This is a genomic window from Rhizobium skierniewicense, assembly GCF_014196515.1.
GTDB classification, from domain to species: Bacteria; Pseudomonadota; Alphaproteobacteria; order Rhizobiales; family Rhizobiaceae; genus Agrobacterium; species Agrobacterium skierniewicense.
Genome location: NZ_JACIDV010000008.1, coordinates 185,917 through 204,484, shown reverse-complemented (window position 1 = coordinate 204,484; position 18,568 = coordinate 185,917). Strand labels below are relative to the sequence as shown.

General features: G+C 57.4%; 32 protein-coding genes and 1 pseudogene. 16 read left to right on the top strand and 17 right to left on the bottom strand.

All coding sequences use genetic code 11. From position 1 onward, the window contains the following. Positions 1–890, top strand: a pseudogene (locus tag GGQ73_RS14895) (hypothetical protein); the annotation flags it as partial. Here the strand turns inward: GGQ73_RS14895 and GGQ73_RS14890 are convergent. The 17 genes from GGQ73_RS14890 to GGQ73_RS14810 all read right to left on the bottom strand — a co-directional run bounded on the left by GGQ73_RS14890 (position 854) and on the right by GGQ73_RS14810 (position 9,581). Further along, complete coding sequence (locus tag GGQ73_RS14890) at positions 854–1,057, bottom strand: hypothetical protein (protein WP_183896975.1); 204 nt, start codon at positions 1,055–1,057, stop codon at positions 854–856. The pseudogene GGQ73_RS14895 and the gene GGQ73_RS14890 sit on opposite strands and share 37 nt — an antisense overlap. Positions 1,058–1,386: 329 nt before the next feature. Next, complete coding sequence (locus GGQ73_RS14885) at positions 1,387–2,304, bottom strand: DUF5131 family protein (RefSeq protein WP_183896974.1); 918 nt, start codon at positions 2,302–2,304, stop codon at positions 1,387–1,389. After that, positions 2,297–2,902, bottom strand: a complete 606-nt coding sequence (locus tag GGQ73_RS14880) for a hypothetical protein (protein ID WP_183896973.1) — start codon at positions 2,900–2,902, stop codon at positions 2,297–2,299. The genes GGQ73_RS14885 and GGQ73_RS14880 overlap by 8 nt, the downstream gene beginning before the upstream one ends. Next, positions 2,895–3,269 carry a hypothetical protein gene (locus tag GGQ73_RS14875; RefSeq protein WP_183896972.1) on the bottom strand — a complete coding sequence of 125 codons (375 nt, stop codon included), beginning with the start codon at positions 3,267–3,269 and terminating at the stop codon, positions 2,895–2,897. The genes GGQ73_RS14880 and GGQ73_RS14875 overlap by 8 nt, the downstream gene beginning before the upstream one ends. Before the next feature lie 3 nt (positions 3,270–3,272). After that, positions 3,273–3,965, bottom strand: coding sequence for a hypothetical protein (locus GGQ73_RS14870; RefSeq protein ID WP_183896971.1), 693 nt, complete (start codon positions 3,963–3,965; stop codon positions 3,273–3,275). Continuing rightward, complete coding sequence (locus GGQ73_RS14865; RefSeq protein WP_183896970.1) at positions 3,958–4,386, bottom strand: DUF7694 domain-containing protein; 429 nt, start codon at positions 4,384–4,386, stop codon at positions 3,958–3,960. The genes GGQ73_RS14870 and GGQ73_RS14865 overlap by 8 nt, the downstream gene beginning before the upstream one ends. Beyond that, the gene (locus GGQ73_RS14860; RefSeq protein WP_183896969.1) at positions 4,383–4,670 is read right to left on the bottom strand and encodes a hypothetical protein; all 288 of its coding nucleotides are present in this window, start codon (positions 4,668–4,670) and stop codon (positions 4,383–4,385) included. The genes GGQ73_RS14865 and GGQ73_RS14860 overlap by 4 nt, the downstream gene beginning before the upstream one ends. Beyond that, positions 4,667–5,326, bottom strand: a complete 660-nt coding sequence (locus tag GGQ73_RS14855) for a hypothetical protein (RefSeq protein WP_183896968.1) — start codon at positions 5,324–5,326, stop codon at positions 4,667–4,669. The genes GGQ73_RS14860 and GGQ73_RS14855 overlap by 4 nt, the downstream gene beginning before the upstream one ends. Next, complete coding sequence (locus GGQ73_RS14850) at positions 5,319–5,714, bottom strand: hypothetical protein (RefSeq protein WP_183896967.1); 396 nt, start codon at positions 5,712–5,714, stop codon at positions 5,319–5,321. Before GGQ73_RS14850 ends, GGQ73_RS14855 begins: the two co-directional genes overlap by 8 nt. Further along, positions 5,711–6,241, bottom strand: coding sequence for a hypothetical protein (locus GGQ73_RS14845; protein WP_183896966.1), 531 nt, complete (start codon positions 6,239–6,241; stop codon positions 5,711–5,713). Before GGQ73_RS14845 ends, GGQ73_RS14850 begins: the two co-directional genes overlap by 4 nt. A gap of 124 nt (positions 6,242–6,365) precedes the next feature. After that, on the bottom strand, positions 6,366–6,785 hold the full coding sequence (locus GGQ73_RS14840; RefSeq protein WP_183896965.1) for a helix-turn-helix domain-containing protein: 420 nt from the start codon (positions 6,783–6,785) through the stop codon (positions 6,366–6,368). Next, positions 6,778–7,023, bottom strand: coding sequence for a hypothetical protein (locus GGQ73_RS14835; RefSeq protein ID WP_183896964.1), 246 nt, complete (start codon positions 7,021–7,023; stop codon positions 6,778–6,780). The genes GGQ73_RS14840 and GGQ73_RS14835 overlap by 8 nt, the downstream gene beginning before the upstream one ends. Next, positions 7,013–7,594 carry a hypothetical protein gene (locus tag GGQ73_RS14830; RefSeq protein WP_183896963.1) on the bottom strand — a complete coding sequence of 194 codons (582 nt, stop codon included), beginning with the start codon at positions 7,592–7,594 and terminating at the stop codon, positions 7,013–7,015. Before GGQ73_RS14830 ends, GGQ73_RS14835 begins: the two co-directional genes overlap by 11 nt. Before the next feature lies 1 nt (position 7,595). After that, positions 7,596–7,877 carry a hypothetical protein gene (locus tag GGQ73_RS14825; protein WP_183896962.1) on the bottom strand — a complete coding sequence of 94 codons (282 nt, stop codon included), beginning with the start codon at positions 7,875–7,877 and terminating at the stop codon, positions 7,596–7,598. Beyond that, complete coding sequence (locus tag GGQ73_RS14820) at positions 7,874–8,176, bottom strand: hypothetical protein (protein WP_183896961.1); 303 nt, start codon at positions 8,174–8,176, stop codon at positions 7,874–7,876. The genes GGQ73_RS14825 and GGQ73_RS14820 overlap by 4 nt, the downstream gene beginning before the upstream one ends. Positions 8,177–8,425: 249 nt before the next feature. After that, positions 8,426–9,121 carry a COG3904 family protein gene (locus tag GGQ73_RS14815; protein ID WP_183896960.1) on the bottom strand — a complete coding sequence of 232 codons (696 nt, stop codon included), beginning with the start codon at positions 9,119–9,121 and terminating at the stop codon, positions 8,426–8,428. Positions 9,122–9,275: 154 nt separating this feature from the next. Then, positions 9,276–9,581, bottom strand: coding sequence for a helix-turn-helix domain-containing protein (locus GGQ73_RS14810; RefSeq protein ID WP_183896959.1), 306 nt, complete (start codon positions 9,579–9,581; stop codon positions 9,276–9,278). Positions 9,582–9,668: 87 nt separating this feature from the next. On the opposite strand from GGQ73_RS14810, the gene GGQ73_RS14805 reads away from it, so the two are divergent. The 15 genes from GGQ73_RS14805 to GGQ73_RS14735 all read left to right on the top strand — a co-directional run bounded on the left by GGQ73_RS14805 (position 9,669) and on the right by GGQ73_RS14735 (position 18,503). Beyond that, positions 9,669–9,908, top strand: a complete 240-nt coding sequence (locus GGQ73_RS14805) for a hypothetical protein (RefSeq protein ID WP_183896958.1) — start codon at positions 9,669–9,671, stop codon at positions 9,906–9,908. After that, positions 9,908–10,132, top strand: coding sequence for a hypothetical protein (locus tag GGQ73_RS14800; RefSeq protein ID WP_183896957.1), 225 nt, complete (start codon positions 9,908–9,910; stop codon positions 10,130–10,132). Before GGQ73_RS14805 ends, GGQ73_RS14800 begins: the two co-directional genes overlap by 1 nt. Beyond that, entirely contained in the window at positions 10,129–10,770 is a 642-nt protein-coding gene (locus GGQ73_RS14795) for a hypothetical protein (protein ID WP_183896956.1), read from the top strand. Before GGQ73_RS14800 ends, GGQ73_RS14795 begins: the two co-directional genes overlap by 4 nt. Further along, positions 10,770–11,057 carry a hypothetical protein gene (locus tag GGQ73_RS14790; protein WP_183896955.1) on the top strand — a complete coding sequence of 96 codons (288 nt, stop codon included), beginning with the start codon at positions 10,770–10,772 and terminating at the stop codon, positions 11,055–11,057. Before GGQ73_RS14795 ends, GGQ73_RS14790 begins: the two co-directional genes overlap by 1 nt. After that, the gene (locus tag GGQ73_RS14785; RefSeq protein WP_183896954.1) at positions 11,035–11,451 is read left to right on the top strand and encodes a hypothetical protein; all 417 of its coding nucleotides are present in this window, start codon (positions 11,035–11,037) and stop codon (positions 11,449–11,451) included. The genes GGQ73_RS14790 and GGQ73_RS14785 overlap by 23 nt, the downstream gene beginning before the upstream one ends. Before the next feature lie 113 nt (positions 11,452–11,564). Beyond that, positions 11,565–11,840, top strand: coding sequence for a DUF2312 domain-containing protein (locus GGQ73_RS14780; protein WP_183896991.1), 276 nt, complete (start codon positions 11,565–11,567; stop codon positions 11,838–11,840). 3 nt (positions 11,841–11,843) lie between these two features. Beyond that, positions 11,844–12,413: a GcrA family cell cycle regulator gene (locus GGQ73_RS14775; protein ID WP_183896953.1), complete on the top strand. Its 570-nt coding sequence runs from the start codon at positions 11,844–11,846 to the stop codon at positions 12,411–12,413. Then, on the top strand, positions 12,410–14,176 hold the full coding sequence (locus GGQ73_RS14770) for a DNA cytosine methyltransferase (protein WP_183896952.1): 1,767 nt from the start codon (positions 12,410–12,412) through the stop codon (positions 14,174–14,176). Before GGQ73_RS14775 ends, GGQ73_RS14770 begins: the two co-directional genes overlap by 4 nt. A 47-nt stretch (positions 14,177–14,223) precedes the next feature. Then, complete coding sequence (locus GGQ73_RS14765; RefSeq protein WP_183896951.1) at positions 14,224–14,706, top strand: 5' nucleotidase, NT5C type; 483 nt, start codon at positions 14,224–14,226, stop codon at positions 14,704–14,706. After that, a complete protein-coding gene (locus GGQ73_RS14760; RefSeq protein ID WP_234910978.1) occupies positions 14,703–15,053 on the top strand; it encodes a hypothetical protein in 351 nt (116 codons plus the stop codon). The genes GGQ73_RS14765 and GGQ73_RS14760 overlap by 4 nt, the downstream gene beginning before the upstream one ends. Continuing rightward, positions 15,050–15,265 carry a hypothetical protein gene (locus tag GGQ73_RS14755; protein ID WP_183896950.1) on the top strand — a complete coding sequence of 72 codons (216 nt, stop codon included), beginning with the start codon at positions 15,050–15,052 and terminating at the stop codon, positions 15,263–15,265. Before GGQ73_RS14760 ends, GGQ73_RS14755 begins: the two co-directional genes overlap by 4 nt. A 58-nt stretch (positions 15,266–15,323) precedes the next feature. Then, complete coding sequence (locus tag GGQ73_RS14750; protein WP_183896949.1) at positions 15,324–15,947, top strand: DUF1376 domain-containing protein; 624 nt, start codon at positions 15,324–15,326, stop codon at positions 15,945–15,947. Further along, positions 15,941–16,132, top strand: coding sequence for a hypothetical protein (locus GGQ73_RS14745; protein ID WP_183896948.1), 192 nt, complete (start codon positions 15,941–15,943; stop codon positions 16,130–16,132). Before GGQ73_RS14750 ends, GGQ73_RS14745 begins: the two co-directional genes overlap by 7 nt. Beyond that, on the top strand, positions 16,132–16,950 hold the full coding sequence (locus GGQ73_RS14740; RefSeq protein WP_183896947.1) for a hypothetical protein: 819 nt from the start codon (positions 16,132–16,134) through the stop codon (positions 16,948–16,950). Before GGQ73_RS14745 ends, GGQ73_RS14740 begins: the two co-directional genes overlap by 1 nt. After that, positions 16,950–18,503 (top strand): hypothetical protein, encoded by a 1,554-nt coding sequence (locus GGQ73_RS14735; protein ID WP_183896946.1) that lies wholly within the window; start codon positions 16,950–16,952, stop codon positions 18,501–18,503. The genes GGQ73_RS14740 and GGQ73_RS14735 overlap by 1 nt, the downstream gene beginning before the upstream one ends. Positions 18,504–18,568: the final 65 nt, after the last annotated feature.

Here is an 18,568-nt window from a genome sequence, read left to right as displayed (position 1 = left end):
GTCTAGACATAGATCCTCACATTCAGACAACTCGTATGCCCGACATACCCTACTCAGCATCAGCCGCGCCAGATGGGGTCTCCTTGCCGCTTACCTTCAAAGTAACGCGTTCGGATAAGATCACCACTCCTGGCATGATCGATACGCAGATGATCAACCATCTAATAGATTCGGATTTAGTCATATGTGACATGAGTTTGTTGAACGCGAATGCGTTTTACGAAATGGGTATCAGGCATATGACCAGAAAGCCTACGATACACATGTTCGTGGTCGGCACCGAAATTCCTTTTGATGTTAAGCCCTATCGGGCCATCGAGTTCAGTTGGCATCAGCACAGCCACTTGTTGGAGGCCCGGAGGCAGCTAGAAGAAGCGATTAGGGACGCGACAGCGCCGGAGCATTTGCCGGACAATCCTGTCACCAAGGCTATCAACTTTCAGCAAATAGAAAAATCGGCTACTTCAATCGACAAACTACTTTTGCATGAATTGGAAAGTGTGAAACAGGATCTCGCCTTGCTGAAGCGCAAGCGGCCTGTCGGCCCCGCAGACTCCTTTCTGTCTAAACTTAAAGCTAGCAAACCCTATTACACTTCAACTAGTGTCTCCGAAATCCTTGCTCAGGATATGCCCGCGCACATTGAAATTGTACTGGATTCGTCGCAGTTGAGCGAACCCGTGGATGAAGCAATTCATCGAGCGCTCGGAACGATTGAAAGTCTGGGTTGGAAAACGGAAGGATCGAGGGTCTTCCTAAATGTCTACGTACCAAAGCTGTCAGAGATCAATCCGATAATTGAAAAGCTTCGGATCATTGGCTTTCTGATTGTGACTATCAATCCTTCAGATCGTCAATTTGACCTCAGTGGTGATCGGTCCGGAACATGAACCAGCGCCTGCAGGCGTTCGCATTCGGCACCGAGCGCCGCGATTTTGTCTTCGCGCTCACGAACAGCGGCCCACATACCGCTGTCGAAATAGGCGTCCTTGTCGGGGTCGCCGGATTCATCGGTGCGCCATGTGGCGGCCAGTTTGGCCCAAAGCTTATTCAACAAGTTCGTTCTCCTTCAGAAAATCCTCGAGGCCGACGGGCGGCGGCTCAGAGGAGGTGAAATATTGGACCATCGACGCGACGAGGCGCTCAGGCATCACAGGCCACCTTTGCCTTCGCGGCCAATCATGTGGGGCTTGCACTGGCAATACATGCGCCAGCCCTCTCTCGCCGATATCTCGCCATCACAGCCGCGCACCTTAACAATGCGAACGATGCAGCGCCGTGTGGCTCTATTCTCCGCTTGCTCGGCGTTTAGGTACTCGAGGTAGGCAACGAAATTTGCGTATGCTGACCGGCGCTCGGCGAAGCGGTAATTAAGCCCTGGGGTGGTCATGAGAGCGCCTTTGGAAATTGGAGATATTCAGTGCCGTACATTTCCCGGCCAGCAGCCTTCTTGCCCACGCGGACCATGGTGACGGTGCCGAGATTGGTGACAGAGAACGCGTTTCCGTCGCGGCGCAGCTCCATCGCCGGGTAAGCAGCCATCGGTTTAATCGTCGGAAGGCGTACCGCGACGTCATGCGGCACCCACTCGCCCCACTGCTTGAACAGGAATGGAACCGGCTTACGTGGATAGCTGCGCAGCGTGCAGGCGTTCTTGATATCATCCAGCCACTCGGGATGCATTGGCCGGGCATCAGGTCCGCTCTCGCCGCCGACAATGACCCAATCGATATGGTCCAGCCATTCCGCTTTCAGCCTGGTGCGTTCGAGCAGCGGTTCTAAGCTCAAGCCAATCCATGGCAAGCCGAGGCGCTGCTTCAGGTCGATGAGGCGGGGTATGTCCCGATCCGCTTCGCGCTGTGACGTGACCGAGAACATCAGGCCGATGTGTTTCGGCCAGTTATCGAGCCATGACGCGGGCACCATCTTGGCGACGTTCACGCCCCGCTTGGTCAGGAGGATGATATTCACCCAGCGCGCGTCCGCTGCTTTTGCAAAGAGCTCCGCGCGCCATGCATCATCCACCTCATTGTCGAACGTGTCTGACATTGACTGCATGAACACGCGGATTGGGCGACCATAGTCACTGAAAAAGGTCCGGGCAGATTTGGTGTTTAGCTTCTTCAACAGTGCCACAGCGCCGTTAATCTTGCGGCGCGGCGCGTTCGGTCCCCATTCGCCGGTGCCGCGAAAGTTGTTCCACGTCTCGGCATAGCAATGATCGCAGCCGGGAGAGACCTTTGTGCAGCCCCACCAGAAATTCACGGTGGCGTCGCACCACTCGATGGCGGAGGTTTCAGCCATGGGAGGCACCCGTCAACTCGTCGAACCGCTGCATGAACTCAAGCGCCGCCCTCGCTGGATCCCAAGGGACGATCTCGAAATCATAAGGGACTGCTTCGTCCTCGTGGTTCCATCGCTCACCACGCCACGGCAGAAGGTCGCGGCGCTCTGTGGCCAGCATCCGGACGTCAGCCTGTTTGATCTCAAGCGGGTGCGTCATTTCAACGCCGAACCGTCTGAGGATCGCCGCCTCGCACCGTTTCTCGATCACTTTGTACTCAGGGAGGAGCTTCTTAAGCGGCGCAGTCATATCGCCACAGACGGCCTCTCCAACCTCGTGCATCAACGCCTGCATCGCTAACTCCGGAGCTACGGCTAGGCTCATTCGGACGCAATGTTCTGCGACCGAGTAAAACACTCGGATGTGCCGAGCCCTGCTTACGCACTGCCCAGCGCATCGCCCTTCGAACGCCAAGCCGTAGGCAATGTCCTCAATGGTAATGGAGCTGTTATCGGGATCTTCGAAATCGAAGTAGGTGCCCGATCCGAGCAGAATGGTGGGACCGATAGCGGTGCGGATGGTGCTATCGCGGAGCCTCTGGATTTCAGTTTCAGACATTGGCTGGCTCCGTTTTTAAGCCTTCCACCCACTCCACGAAGGCTGAGAGGATCGGCTGGACGTTTACTTCATCCGCCCACCCTGCAAAGCCGATGAACCCGTTATCATTGAACGTCACGGCTTCGCGGTCTTTGAAATAGAACGCCTTGCAATAGAGGCCGCACCCAAAGCCGCCGTGTTGGAGCCAGACCTTAATTTTCGACTGGATGCGGTATGTCCCCGCGCTTCTGCCCGATGGGGCCATGAGGCCCGAGGATTTCATCTTCGTACCAATCAGGTCGCGAAGCTTCTGGACGCTGCTAGCAGTCAAATGTGCGTACGTCAGCCCGCTTGTATCCCAAGCCGCCCGCGCTTCTTCTCTGGTCATGCCTCAATCCGCCCCATATTCGAGGGAGGGGTCAAGCTCGTCCATGATGAGTTTCGAGCCGCACGCGTAGGCCGAGAAGATCATCTTCTGATAGCCCCAGTAGGCCCCCACGCTGATTACCTTACCAACGTCACGCCGGTCGAGGGTAAGGCCTGAAATCGTGCCTTCTGAACTAACGTAGAACTGCGTCTCGCAATTATAGCGTTTGAGAGTATCGCCGTCCGGGTCCATACCGACGTGGTAGCATCCTGCGCTGTAATCGCTTTCTTCAACGAAGACGGCGATCTTGCCCCACGGCCTGTCACCCATATCCTTCGCGTGTTCTGTCATCTTTTCGATGACATCCGAAAATTTCAGTTCTTTCGGTGCGATCTGCAAGAGCTCCTGCATCTCGGTCGCGAGCTTCGCGTTCAACATCTCGGAAATGTTCGCATCGAGTCGCTCGCGAAGCAGAGCCATGACCATCACGCCGTAGGCCGGGACGTCGATCCTGTCGCCAATCGAAAGCGCTTCCGATACAGCCGCCGTCATCTGTTTTTTGAGATTTCCGCCGTAGCGGAATTCATCGTCGACTGCACCCTTGATCGCTTCATCGATCTTCTTGTCGATAAGCGTCCGAATGTGCTCTTCCGACGTTTTGCGGGTGACTTCCGCCAGAATGTAATCTTGCAGGTTTGCCGGTGCCGTTTCAGTCATTGTTCGTCCTCGTAAACAGGGAAAAGGGCAGGGGCGCTGGCAGCACCCACAGGTGATACATGTCGGCGGCATCGATGATTTCAGCCTTGGGCGGGTAGACTTCGACAGCCGTTGCCTCCGGCCCCGCGATCTCGTCTTTGATCCGCTGCATCTCGGGCCAAGTCGGGCGGACGCCAGACAGTGAGGTGATCCCGAGGTGACGCGTGCCGTCGGGCAGCGTACGTTCAAGAATGCTGAAAACGTTGTTGCGATGAGCCGTCGTGAACTCAGCGGTCCATCCGTTTGGTGAGACGCTGCCGCGTGGAAATATCAGGGTTTCCCACGCCGACCATTTACCGGATCTGCGAGCGATGCCCTCATCGCGCAGGATCAGACGGCGATTACGGCGGGGCAGCATATCGAAGTGCGATTGGGCTCTCATTCGGCCACCTGGCCGATCTGCACCGTCGTTGCCGGTAACGCTTTACGCCGCTCAATCTCTGCGGCGAACTCTTGGGCACACTTCATCAGTATGTCTTTGATGCTGATCCGCATAAAAAGTTCATCTTCTGCCGATAGCTCGAAGCCAACGCCGGAGATGTTGCGGGAGAGTGTAAAGGGTCCGATCTTCCCGATGGTCTCGATAAGTGTCAAAGAGCCGAAATCACGAATAGATCCGATTTCGACTGTAGCGGTGCCGATGGATTTGATGATTAGGCCGCTCATGCCGCCACCTGATCAATATTCGCGTTGATCGTGACGAAGGTGTAGGCAACCACCCATGGGTTTGCGTCCCATGAGTTAAGTCCATTGATGCGTTCCCATAGATCTGCGTACCAATCGCGGGCATTGCTCCACTCATCGCCGCCAAGGTGCATTGCGGTGGCGCTATTAAAAACGCGACCTGAAGCCTTGCCTTTGAAGCAACCCTCGGCAACCGCATCGGTCTCGCTTATATCCTGCAAGCGCTCGATCCGCACATCTGTGATTTTAAGGGTCAGGCGTGAGTGCTTGCGGAACATGAACCGACCGGGACGCTTGTGCCACGCCGGGGTGTATGGGTCAGCGTTGCTCATTCCCTTGCGGAACTCTGCCGGCGCGTCGAACACCACAACCGCCGAATCCTCGACGAAGTGCCACTTCTGTTTCCCGCCCTTGGTCTTTGCTGTGCCTTTCGGCTCCCAATGGCCGTAGCGGAAATGGGTTTCGCAGACGTAGAGCCGGTCGTTAACATGGACTTTTGTGTGAATAGGCTTCCAGCCATTCGAGGTCAGTTCCAGCGTCCCATAAGGTGGCTTTAAAGCACGCCGTGTCTGTGTCTTGCGCCCAGCGAGAAGAGCAGCGACCATCGTACCGTTGAAAAGAATTGCGCGCTCAACCATGGACCGCCACCAACTTGTCGTCAGGGCTGCCGCCCTTGGCGATGTGAGCGTCGTATTCCGCACGAAGCCTGTCGGGGTCCGCGTGTTCCAAGTCTTCGTCAACGAACATCTCTGGCTCGTCAATCAGCGATTGATAGGTAGGTGCGCACTCGAAGCACATCGGCGTATCGCCGCCGTGGTATAAATCGCCTTCGAAGATAGGAGCGCGACATGCTTCGCATCGAAGGCACTCAACCTCGCCAAGTTCCTTATCGACGGCATCGAGCGCGTCCAGCGCAGCCAGGTATTCCTGCTCGGTATGCCTGATGAGCTCATAGCGCTGCTCTTCCAATTCATCGACATTGGCTTGGGCGTCGGCCCAACGCTGTTTCAGGTCAGCATTGCTCATGATGCACCGCCTTCCGGTGCCGATGCCTCGCCGATGGTGCCGAGAATTGGGGTGGCTTCCTCGAAGTCGACAAGCCTGATCGGGCGTGTCGTTTTCTCAATGTCTTCATCGGAAATGATGCCGATCTTTGCCGTTTCATCGTACAGGTATTCGACGGTGCCAGCTTTTATAGTGGGTGAGCAGATACGATCTCCCACCTTGAACGGGATTTTCACCCCGTGCTCAGACACCCATACCGCAACCACTTTTTCGTGCGCCTGGTAGAGCGAAAATTGATCCAAAATTTCTACAAGACGAGCGTCAGGCGACCAGCCATACCGACGTTCCAGATTGCTTGCGAAGGTGTAAGCGTTGGTATCGATGCAGCGCACCAACACTTCCTTCAGCGCCTTTTGCTGAAACTGGCTGCTCTCCTCGATCCACTCGGCAACATCATCAATGATGCTATCTACCGCGATTTCGCGCACTGCATCGTCGTAATATTTCGGGCGTGCTGGAATGGCCGTCCCCGTCGTCGTATCAGTCATAACAATCTCCATCAGACCTGTTCGGGAAACCCCGCCGAAAATTCAGGCGAGGAAACCGGAGCGGGTCAAAACTCTCAAAGGCCAGGGGGAACAATGGATTAATGAGAAGTTCTGATGTTTGAGATTAATTATCGCCGCTGCAGCTGCTGTTAGCGACGAGCTCGACCACGCCGAGAAGCTTGCGCCGGGCTTCGCTATCGCCGACCCGCAGCCACAGCTTGGCAAGACGGATGCCGTCGGGACGCTGCATGAACGTCGTGAGATCGTCCTGCTTCCCGTCGTTCTCCGTCACTCCATGACTTGGCGAGCCGTCAAAGAAATAGCTTGGCGGGACAGATAGAACCTCGGCGATGCGATGCAGGCGGCTGGCGCCGACACGGTTGGTGCCCTTCTCGTATTTCTGGACTTGCTGGAAAGTGATACCCAGCGCATCGCCCAGCTTCTCCTGGCTCATTCCAACCACTGCACGGCGTGCGCGGATTTTAGCGCCGACGTGGATATCTACCGGGTTGGGCTTCTTGGCGTGTTGAGCGGTATCAAGCATTGTATTCTCCTTGGGTTAGGCCCATGCGGGCGGCGTAGTCACGTTCCGCCTGAGCCATCATGGCGTCTTGGCGGTCGATGCTTGTTTGGATTTCGAGGATCTGGCGCTCGGTGCGCCGACGATCCAGTTCGCGGTGAAGCTTCCCGGTGCACAGGCCAAGCGCATACAGCGCGCCAGCGATAAGCCCGGCGCAGACCGCCAACAGCGGGGCGGGGAGATTGAGGAAACTATGCAGCACGTTCGATCTCCGGATATTCGATTTCCGGGCGCGCCAGCTTCCTGATGCGCCGCTTATCGATGAGTTGCATTGGATGGAAAACAGGGCCGCGCCGGTGCTGAATGTCGAAGCGGTACCAGGCGTAATTATCTTTGCTGTCGTGTTCGGTTTTGCTGAACCAACGCACGCGCCCGATTGGAACAACATCTGTGCAATGGGTCATGAATTCGCGGGCTTGCAGATTGTATTTGAAGTCAGCTTCCAGCAGCAGCCAAGTCGGCGCGATCCGCATGAACCGCTCGATCATCGGCTTCAAGATTTGCCATGTGTAAGGCGGGTTGGTGATGATCGCATCGACACGGTTTTGCAGCAGCCATGGATCTAACAGCGCATCAATGCTGAACTGAATGTCACCACTATGCTTACAGGTCGGGCCAAAGCTCTCTATCCAGCGGATCAGGCGTCCGTTCGCGCAGCACGGCTCGGAGAACGTATCTACGCCATGGAGAAAGGGCCGCAGCGGTAAGGCGGCCTCGTACGGAGACAAATACCTGTCGTGTTTGCTGCGCTGAAAGTCCGAACGCTTGCCCACGTCAGTGAGCCCTCTCGCCGTAGGCTGGTGCGACGATGGCGCCGATGACGTGATCGATCTCAAGATCGCCGAAAATGCCAACGCCGTGATACAGCGCCGACATGCCTTCCGCGAGATTGGGGGCAGGGTAAGACAGGACAAATCCCAGAAGGGAGCCGCTCTCGTCTGGATAAAGTGCCCGCATCGCCTTAAACGCGATGTGCTTCACCGCATCCGGTGCCGGGGCGATATCAGCCGCAGCGTCGAGTGCCACGTCGGCGCGCTGTCTCAATGTGAGCGTCATGCCGCAGCTCCATAGATGGCCTGCATCATGTCGATGCGGTTCTGCAGGGCAAGGTCCGCGATCATCTCGGGATTGTAGTAGTAGGTCGGGGCGCGTTCCTGCCAGAGAATGACATTCGCCGTCGCGTCGCCTTCCCCCGCAGCGTCGAGCAGCTCGTGACACTCAGTGATGTCAGTGTCGTTCGCACCTTGCGTGGTGCGACCATCGTCGCAGATCATCGCGCCGCCGCAGGAAGAGCAGCAGTCAGGATAGAAGGTAAGGCGTTCAACAGCGCCGCAATTGGTGCAGGTCCATCTCATCAAAGCGGCACCTCAGCGGTTCAAAGCGCTGTGGCACGTCGCGAGCGACGCTACCTGCGAGCAACGGGCGTAGCCGTCATCATTGATGCTGAAAATCAGGGCGAGCGATATCGCTCCCGCAAACGCAAGCAGGTTCCGCATATGTCAACTCCATCGGTAAATCTGGTTGCAGCGAAGCAACCTTCGATGGAGATGAGAATATCCGCTATAGAGGATATGTCAAGTGACGTGTTCTCTATAGAGGATATTTTAGTGCTTGCAGGCTGGATATAGGTTCAGTGGATCGTTGTTGATGTACGATTCAGGGAACGGGCAGCCGACCCGTTTTTCTCCCTCAGGCGATACGGCCGGGCGTTCGGATGCTGACGCGGTCCCTACGAGCCTGAACCTCTTGAGGAGGGCAGTGTTAAACACCAGCATCTTCGCTGGCGGCGTTTCCATGATGAGGGTCAATGCCTCGGGATCTACATCGAGGGCAATGAAGTGTCTTAGGACGCTGGCCGAGAGTTGCTGGGTGAGGGACGTCGCCTCGTCCCCAGCCGGCGCCTCCCCCGCGGGCCAGTAGAATTGATGTGATCCTAATGCTCCGGTGTCGGAAACAGTCCGATGTGCCCCTCCCACGAAAGCGAGGATGCAAGCAGAGAGGCAGCGGGCATCGCTCGGCACGAATGTATCAGTTCCGTTCCGCCTCAGATCTCGTCCGATCTTCAACGCTTCTGTGACTGAGCCGCCGTCAGAATTGAATACGATCACAGATTTCTTACCGTCGACTCCCAGCAGCCCCCGCAACACCGCGGCATCCCCTACCGAAATAGTACCAGATGCCCTGATATATCGGGCGGTTGACTGATGCTCCAATATCTTGAAATCAAGGCCCAGGGCTCCGCTAGGTGCGAGCGCAGACACCGAAATAACGACAGCTGCAATCTTAAGTGTGTTTACCATCTGTTAATAGCCGCCGTTTCCCGTCTTGATTATGTTCTTGTTCTGTTCCATCATCCTGCTTGGCAAAGGGATGGAATATTTATGCGCGTTTCCAGATTGATCGAGACACTCAATTCGCTCACAGATGAGCAAAAGCGTGGGTGTATCGACGAGCTTAAGGCCGCGGCGTATTCCGAAGGATCTTCAAAATCCCGTCCCTCATTTCGGGAGAGCCCTCAAGAAGAGATAAAATCTCAGCCGTCTCAGCAGAGACGTCTATCCCGTAGATGATCTGGGACAGGCTTACGTTGAGAACCTCACAAACCGCGACCAGATTGTCGACTGTGGGGTCCTTGCCGTCCTTTAATATGGAATGAACGTAGCCTGGGCCCTTGCCCGCGGCCAACGATGCTTCACGAGCGGACATGCCGCGCGCCGATAATGCGTCCCGCAGACGCGCTCTCCAATCCGCACTTTTCATGGTGGCAATATCCTCTATTTCGGATATTTCTGCACGTCCTTCATAGTGGATGGTTGACGTATCCTCTATCGAGGATATATTCACGTCATGATGACCGAACAAACCTCTCAACTCCTCTCGAAAATTGATGCTTTCCTGAACGATACGGGAATGGGCGAATCCTATTTCGGCAAATGCGCCGTGGGAAACTCCGAACTCGTCGGCAGGCTTCGCAATGGCGGCAAAGTCCTCCAAGACACTGGCGTAAAGGTCGTTTCGTTCATCGAGGCCGAGCGGTTGAAGCGTAACGTTCCTGAGCCATCCCCGGTGCCGGAGGGCGTTTCGTGATGATGGCCAATGTTCACGCCTTCTACATCCAGACCGACGAAGCGTTGCTGGCCAAGCTGCGCCCATCCGATGGCCCTCTGTTTGTCTCGCCGCCATGTGCTCACTTTTCTTTCCAGACCGATTTCGACGAAGTGGCGCAGGACATCATCGAAGGTCGCCACCGCCATCGCCCGCGCAACGTCTTCGCGCCCAACAGTTTTTCCAAGCACAGGGGGCGCAAGTGACCGTCATCCCATTCCCAGCATCCCCGGTTTCTCTCTCCCCGAGGGCTGACCGTGAACCCGAGGCAAAAGGTATTGCGTCTGCCTCGGGCGTTTTCTCTCATCTTCGCCAGTTCCTGCGGAGCGCACGTCAGGCCATGATCGCGGCTCCTGTCCGCACTGAAAGCCGTCTGATTGCCCTGTCGTCGCACCGCATCGCCTCCAATGATCCTCATCTAAAAGGCGTCTTCGGTTTTGCCGAAGAAGAACCTCTCCGTTTCGACATTGCACCGAAACGTATCGGCGGTTCCGCAGGAAAATTCCCGCAACATTGCGGGCAAGGCTCCGCAGTCCAGTTCGAAGTGACTGGCCTCGTTACCTGGCTGAAAAGAACGTTTCCGCGTGCCACGACGCACCACGTCGAAGCGGTGACGGGAATACCTGCTGCAAGCGTTGAGAACTGGCTGCACCGCCGCTCACAGCCATCGGTGCAGCACTTTTCGCTCCTGATCTCTGCATTCGGACCATCGCTGCTCGCAGCATGTTTCGATGAGCCCCCGGAATGGGTCGATGACGCTGCGAAGCTCCAGCGCCGTCGGGAGATCGACGAGCAAATCAGCAGGCTCCAAAGCGAACGCGCCAAGTTCGGAGAGGTAGCCTGATGGTGGCCGAGAAAACATCAGTCGGTGGACTGGTCCGCGCCGCCGAAGACAGGATCATCGCGGAAAAGGCTCACGCCGCCCGAACCCCGTCACTCACGGTTACCCAGATCCGGTCGAGCCTCAAAGACATGATCCGCTCCAAGATCTGGTGGATCGACAAATTCTCAGAAGGCCGCGCCAAGCGTCCCGATCACGAAATCGCATCGGCACGACGCCAGTTGGCTGCGCTGGTTCAAGCCGACGATCTGCTGAAGGGGGGACACAGTGCAGCAGACCGCGGGGGATGACCCGGAGCGCGTGAGTTTCCACGCTGTATCGCGTTATGTGCAGCGTATCCTGGACATCGACGTCCATCAGGACTTTGCGACCGAAAAGGCGAGGGCTCTTGCTCTGGCTGACGCGGCTGAAACAACGGTTGACGCTCTCAGGGCGCTGATCTGGACAAAGGGCCTCGCTGCTGCGGCGAAATTCGGACTTCAGAGTTTCGATAACCGCTTATTCGCCGCCGTCATCGCCCAGCCCGGTGGAGTGGTTGTTACCATTCTTCTCCCGCGGGTCAGGGACACCGGCAAGCTGAAGCTCCTCTCTGAAAACGAACTCAAAAGCAAATCGTGGCGCATCGCGCGCCGGGCAACCGCGCGTCAGTTGACGCTCGACAGCATAGAAGGGGTCGAACGGTGACAAATCTAAATTTCACAATCGAGCAGAAGCAAGTTCCGGTGCTCAAGGAAGCTGCCCGCAAACTGACAGATGCCGCGAGGGGTAAAGCTCATAATCCGACGCTGCCGGGGCAGATCGAAGCCTTCGACCGTGACGAGACCGGAGAAGCGGCTACCGAAACCGTGGCCGCTGCCGAGCTCCGTTCGATCATTGAGCGGGTTGAGCGTCTTGAGGAAGAGAAGTCCGCGATCTCAGATGACATAAAAGACGTGATGGGAGAGGCAAAAGGCCGGGGTTACGACACGAAGGCGATCCGCACCATCATTCGCCTGCGCAAGAAGGATGCAAACGAACGCATCGAGGAAGAATCGATCTTGCAGACTTACATGGCCGCCCTGGGGATGGAGTGAGCCATGAAGAACCGATGGAGAACACTATCCGCAGAGGCGCGTAGCGCTGCGATCATCGAAGCGCATCCGACCACAATCGGCACCGGCGCGGCTATTGCTGACGCGCTTAGCAGGAAGTTTGGCGAACGCATCACTCGCAGTTCGGTAATTTCGTTCTACAACCGGCACCCTGAGAAGATGACAGCGGTGCCGCTGACCGGCAGGCCCGGCAGGGAGATGGCGAAGGATCGCGCCGAGGCGTCGCAGCCACGCCCGCAGCCCAGACGTCCCTCTGCGCGGCTCGCCTCGAGCGGTATGGCTTTCTCATCTCCAAAGGTGAAACCTGTCCCTGCGCCGATCATCGTTGCCCAGCCGGTGCCGTCTATTCCGGTGCCGGAGCCACGCAATCTTCGCCTTTACGAGCTCGATGCCGGCCATTGCCGTTGGCCGATGCAAGGCGACCGCGAGAACATGCTGTTCTGCGCCAACGCAACGCATGACGGCACCTCGTATTGTCACTTCCACAAGACCGCATCTGTCGGCATCGGTTCCAAGGCCGAGCGTGCCGCCGTGCCGCGGAGGCTCACGGCATGAACATACCGCTGCGCCCATCATTCTTTGATCTCGATAACCGTATGACCGTTGTTCTCTTCGCCGGCATGGGCGGGGGATGCGACGGCCTCGAGCAGGCAGGCTTTCACGTCCACCTGGCTATCAACCATGACCCTATCGCGGTCGCTGTTCATCAGAAGCGGCACCCGCACACGCGCCACCTCCGTTGCGATGTGTTCGAGGTGTGCCCGAAAGAGGCAACGAAGGGCCGGGGCGTGCGCGTCCTGCATGCCAGCCCGGACTGCACACATTTCAGCGTTGCCAAAGGTGGCAAGCCTGTCTCGAAGCGTCGCCGCTCGCTGGCGTGGGTTGTCTGCCGCTGGGCCGGTACCGTGCGGCCGGAAACCATTACGCTCGAGAATGTGCCCGAGATCCAGACGTGGGGCGGTCTTATTGCCAAGCGTTGCCCGGTGTCGGGGCGCGTGATGAGGCTCGACGGAACTGTTGCGAACAAGGGCGAGCGCGTCCCTGTTCAGGAGCAATGGCTTATCCCCGACAAAAAGAAACGCGGGATCATTTGGCGCGCCTGGCTGAAACACATGAACCGCCTGAATTACAATTTTGAAGGAAAGGTGTTGGTCTGCGCAGATTATGGCGTCCACACCATTCGCAAACGGTATTTCGGCGTGGCACAGCTGGGCGGGCTTCCTATCGTCTGGCCCGAGCGCACCCATGCACCGCGTAAAGATGCAAAACGCCTTGGCCTGAAGCCGTGGCGAGGCGTATGCGAAGTCCTCGACTGGTCGCGACCGGTCAAATCGATCTTCGGGCGCAAGAAGGATTTGGCCCTCGCCACCAAACGAAGAACCGCCCGCGGCGTCGTTCGGTATGTCGTGAATGCAGCAAAGCCGTTCCTCGTGCCGATCACTCACACCAAGAGCAACCTCGGCGCACGTTCGACCGATGAGCCGTTGAACACGATAACCACCGCCAAGGGCGGGGAGATGATGCTTGCGGTACCGCGTCTGGGCGCAACGATCCAAGCCTATTACGGCGGCGAGAAGGGCATACGGCGCAGCGGCGATGTAGAAGAACCCTTGCAGACGTTCGTCACAGAACCCCGCCATGCCGTCGCAGCAATCAGCCTACAACGGCAGTTTGGCGAGAGCGTTGGTGCCGATGTGTCCGAACCGGCACCGGTGTTCACCCCAGACGGTCAAGGCAAAACCGCCGTTGTCGCGGCATTCCTCGCCCAACACAATGAGGGACCACGCGCGGGTCTGAACGCAAGAGATGCGCGAGACCCGGTGTCGGCTCTCACTACGACCGGATCACAGCAAGGTGTCGTGGCAGCGTCGATGCTGGCGTTGCGCGGTACCAACAAAGACGGGCGCGACATTTGCGAGCCTATGGCAACCCCAACCGCTGGGGGCAACCACGCTGGCCTTATCTACGCGTTCCTTCAAGCCTACTACACCGGCAACGGCGGGTACGAGCAAAGCATCACGGAACCGGTAGGTGCGATGACGCAAAAGGCTCGCCACGGCTTGGTGACGGTCAAGGTCAAAGGCGAGGATTACGTTATCACCGATATTGGCATGCGCATGCTTGAGCCGGAGGAAGGTGCGGCAGCGCATGGTTTCGCCAAAGGCTCTCTGCCTGACACCATCACTCTGGACGGGAAAGAGGTTCGTCTCACGAAGACGCAAAAATATCATCTTGTTGGCAACTCGGTGCCGCCCGAAATGGTGCGGCTGCTGGCCGTTCATAACGTTCGTCATGCCTTTGCGGAGGCTGCTGAATAATGAGCCGTAGATTTCATCCTACTATCTATCTCGATCTAGACGGCGTCATGGCTGACTTCGACGGCCATTTCCCGTCCGTCTTCGGTGTAGATCAACGTGCGATGTCACCCGCCGCGATGTGGCAACTCATCAACGCACGTTCCGGCTTTTTCAGGGATATGCCGAGCTTTGAGGGGGCGAAGGCCTTCTACGACAGCATCTCGTGGATGAACCCCATCATTCTCACTGCCTGCCCATCGTCCAGCTATCAGGATGTGGCCCGGCAGAAGCGTGGATGGGTCAGAGAGCATCTATCAACAGCGTGCCACATCCTGCCTGTCATCGACGGTCTGAATAAGCCGCTGTTCATGCATTCGCCGGGCGACATCCTCATCGACGACTACAAGCGCAACATCGCCGCTTGGGAGCACGAGGGCGGGGTTGGCCTGCTGCACTCGCAAGACTTCGAAGCCACCTATCAGACGTTGGCGAACCATGTGCACGATTATCGGAACCGCACCGGACGCTACAGCGAGGCGGTGCCAGCATGAAGCCCGTCACATCCGCCCAGTTCAGGAAACAACGCAAGGCCAAGACGGGTACCTCTATAGCCCGCCGAGCGGCAAAGCGCGACATCGCAGAGCCAGAGATCCGTGCAGCGCTCGAGGCGTTCGGCATGTCCGTGTTCTCGCTCAACGAACCCATTGATCTCCTCGTCGGCTTTCGCGGCAAGACGCATCTCGTCGAGGTTAAGACGGGGCACAAAGGTTACGCCAAGGCTCTCAACGACAACCAGCAGGCATTCGCCAACGAATGGCGCGGCTCAGCCGTCGTCACGCTGCACAGCCGCGACGAGGCCATTGCGTGGGCCCAGCAGACGAGCAGGGGGCAGCCATGACCAGTAGGCTTGAGCGGGCTGTCACGGATCTCATGCAGCACGAAATGGAACAGTTTGCCGAGTGGTGCTCCAAGCAATGGACCATCACGCCGGAGGTGTTCAAATCCGACAATGTGTTCGACACTAAACCGGAAGGGTACCGCGAGGGCTACAATGCTGCTCTCGAAGGCCTTCCGATTGCTCTCGAGCAGTATTTGGAGAGCAGGTCATGACGCGATCGCTCGCCCTCACACCCTTTCAACTCGCACTGCACTCAGAAGGGACGCCAGCATGAGCCGTCGTACCATGCCTTATCATCGTCGGTACCACGGCGACGCGCTTCAAGGGTACCGTAAGCTTACGCTCGAACAGCGTGGTGCCTACACGACGATCCTTGACCTGATCTACGACGAGGCCGGCCCTATCGAGCGGAATGAACGCTGGCTTGCTGGTGAGCTGAACTGCTCGCTTCGGAAGGCCAAAGCTCTCCTCGACGAGCTCATTGCGCTGCGCAAAATCTTCATCACCGCAGGCGGCAAACTGAGTAATCATCGCGCCGAAACAGAAATACAAAACTCGCTGAATATCTCGCGAAAACGAGCTGAAAACGGATCGAAACGCAAAGATAATCAGCCTGTGGAACGGGAAAAGCCCAACAAAAACAGCAGGGCGGTCAAGCAATTGCTCGACAATTGCGCTGTAATACCAGAGCCAGTACCATATATAACAAATATCCCTCCGACAGTAGATGAGGATACGCATTGGCCGAGAGAAGTCTTGGACCATCCGCCTGTGGTCGAACCACACCCGCTTAGAAACCATCGGCTGATTGAAAGTCTGGATCGCAGAACGGGATCTGGTGCTGCTGCTGCGCTTGCCGCTGGACGAGCGAGACGCGGAGGTCGCCAATGGTGAAGAAGCCAACGATTTTCGGCAGAGTTTTGTCACTCCTAAAGCCGAAATCTGAGCCTGTGAGCGACTGCGCTTCGTGCCGTGGCACAGGCGTGTTCAAACTCTATCTCGGCCACGGCGTGGTCATGAAGCGCACATGCTGGTGCCTGGGTGAGAATACCCCACGTCGCCTTGAGGTGACAGGCTGATGGCAATCAAGAAACCAACCACCAGCAAGGCCACAGGCAAGGCTCAGACCGGCAAGGTGACGAAGCCGAAGGCCAAGCCTAAGCCCCGCAAGACCAAGGCCGATGTGCGCTCGAAGTTCGAGGCACCGCCTGAGCCGAAGGACGTCCGGTACCAGAAACATTTCATAGGTCTGGCCCGCACGATGTTCCTCGCCAAGGTGTCGGAAGACGAGATCGCTCACGTCATCGGCATCGAGCGCGAGACGATGGAGTGGTGGAAGGAAGAGCACCCAGAGTTCGGCGCAGCGTTCCGCCCAGATCCGCGCAATTACGGCGGGCGTCCAACGTCTTGGGATGAACGCAACATCGCCATCGCAAAGCAGCTCGCAGGACTCGGCGCTACGGATCTCGAGATAGCCCAGGCATTCGAGGTGAGCATCCGCACCATCCATCGCTGGAAGCTGGAATACCCAGAGTTCCGTGAAGCGCTCGAGATGGGCAAGGACGTGGCCGACAACCGCGTCGAGCACAGCCTGTACCAGCGCGCCACAGGCTACAGCTTCGATAGCGAGAAGATCGTTGTCGTCGAAGGCGAGCCGCAGCGCGTCGAGATCATCGAGCATGTGCCGCCTGACACCAAGGCCGCGATGTTCTGGCTGCAAAACCGCAGGAAAGACGCATGGCGCGCCGTCCAGCATATCAATCACGACGTCGAGAAGGGCAGCCCGCTCGGTTCCTTCCTATCGAAGCTGGGCAACAGCACGTTCGTCCCGGTCGAGGATGACAAAGCCGCCAACACTTTCGTGCCTGTCGAAGAACCTGAGGGTGACGATCGATAATGTATGAGCACCTCGCCGGCATGACGGAAGAGCAGTTCCTCGAGAACCTCAAAGATCCGAATTGGCGCATCCGCAACCTCTACTACATCCTCGATAAAGACGGGCAGACGGTTCTCTTCAAGCCGAACGAGGCGCAGGAGACGTTTCTAAAACGCATCTGGCACCGGAACATCGTGCCGAAAGCTCGCCAGCGCGGTTTCTCTACGGTCATACAGCTGCTGCTCTTGGATGCCTGCCTGTTCAATGAGAACCAGCGGGCAGCGATCATTGCGCAGGACCAGTTCACCGCCAGCAAGATCATGCGCAACAAGATCGAGTTTGCGTATGCGCGGTTGCCGGACTTCATCAAGTCCGAGCGACGGATCAAGGTGGACAACACCGAAGAGAAGATCTTCAGCAACGGATCTTCGATACAGGTTTCCACCTCGGCCCGCGGTGACACGCTCAACTGGCTGCACGTTTCCGAGTTCGGCATCATCTGTTTCGAATCGCCGTTGAAGGCGGAGAAGATCGTCACCGGCGCGTTGGCCGCCGCGGGGCAGGGCATCACCTTCATTGAAAGCACGGCCAAGGGCCGCGATGGCGCCTACTACAAGATGGTCATGGAGGCCAAGGCGAACGCGGATGCTGGCAAGCGACTGTCACGCCTGCAGTACCGCATGCACTTCGCATCGTGGTGGGATGCAGACGAATACGAGATCGACCCCGAAGGCATCATCATCACGCCGAAGGACGATAAGTATTTCGACGAGCTCGAGCGCGAGATTGGCCGTGAGATATCGTTGGGCAAACGCGCTTGGTACGTCGCCACCAGGCTGAACGATTATTCCGACGACGACGAGATGATGTGGCAGGAATACCCATCGACCGTCGAGGAAGCTTTCAAGGTTTCCACCGAGGGCGTCATTCTCGCCAAGCAAATGACACGGGCGCGCGCAGAGGGCCGCATTACCCGCGTGCCATGGAGGCCAGAGCTGCCGGTCAACACGTTCTGGGACTTGGGCGTAGATGACGATATCGCCATCTGGTTCCACCAGTCCGTCGGCATGATGGACCACTTCATCGATTACCTCGAGTGCAGCGGCGAGCCGTACAGCTACGTCATCGCCGAAATGCAGAAGCGTGGTTTCGTCTGGGGCCACCACTTCCTGCCGCACGATGGCAACCAGCGCCGACCAGGTGCGCTCGTCATCGAGACGCCACAGGAAATGTTGGAAGGCCTCAGGCTCCAGAACATCCACATCGTACCGAGAACGCCCGACCTGATGGCTATCGGGCTTCCGGCGCTGAAGGATGACTTCGTCAATTACGTGATCGACGAGGAGAAGTGCAAGCAAGGCATCCTGCATATCGACAATTATCGGAAGTCTTGGAACAAGAATATGGGCGTCTGGTCCGACACGCCGAAGAAGAACGGCCACCAGCACGCACCCGACGCGATCCGCCAAAAGGCTCAGTATCGCGACGAAGTCCGCCGCCTGTGCGGAACCATCCGTCCAACATCATCCAACAACGGATCACGCCGAAGAGCGCGTGACCCAATGACGCTGTGAAAGGCACCAAAATGGGACCAGATCTGGATCTAAATAAGCGCGTATGGACTTTCCGCAAAGACGGC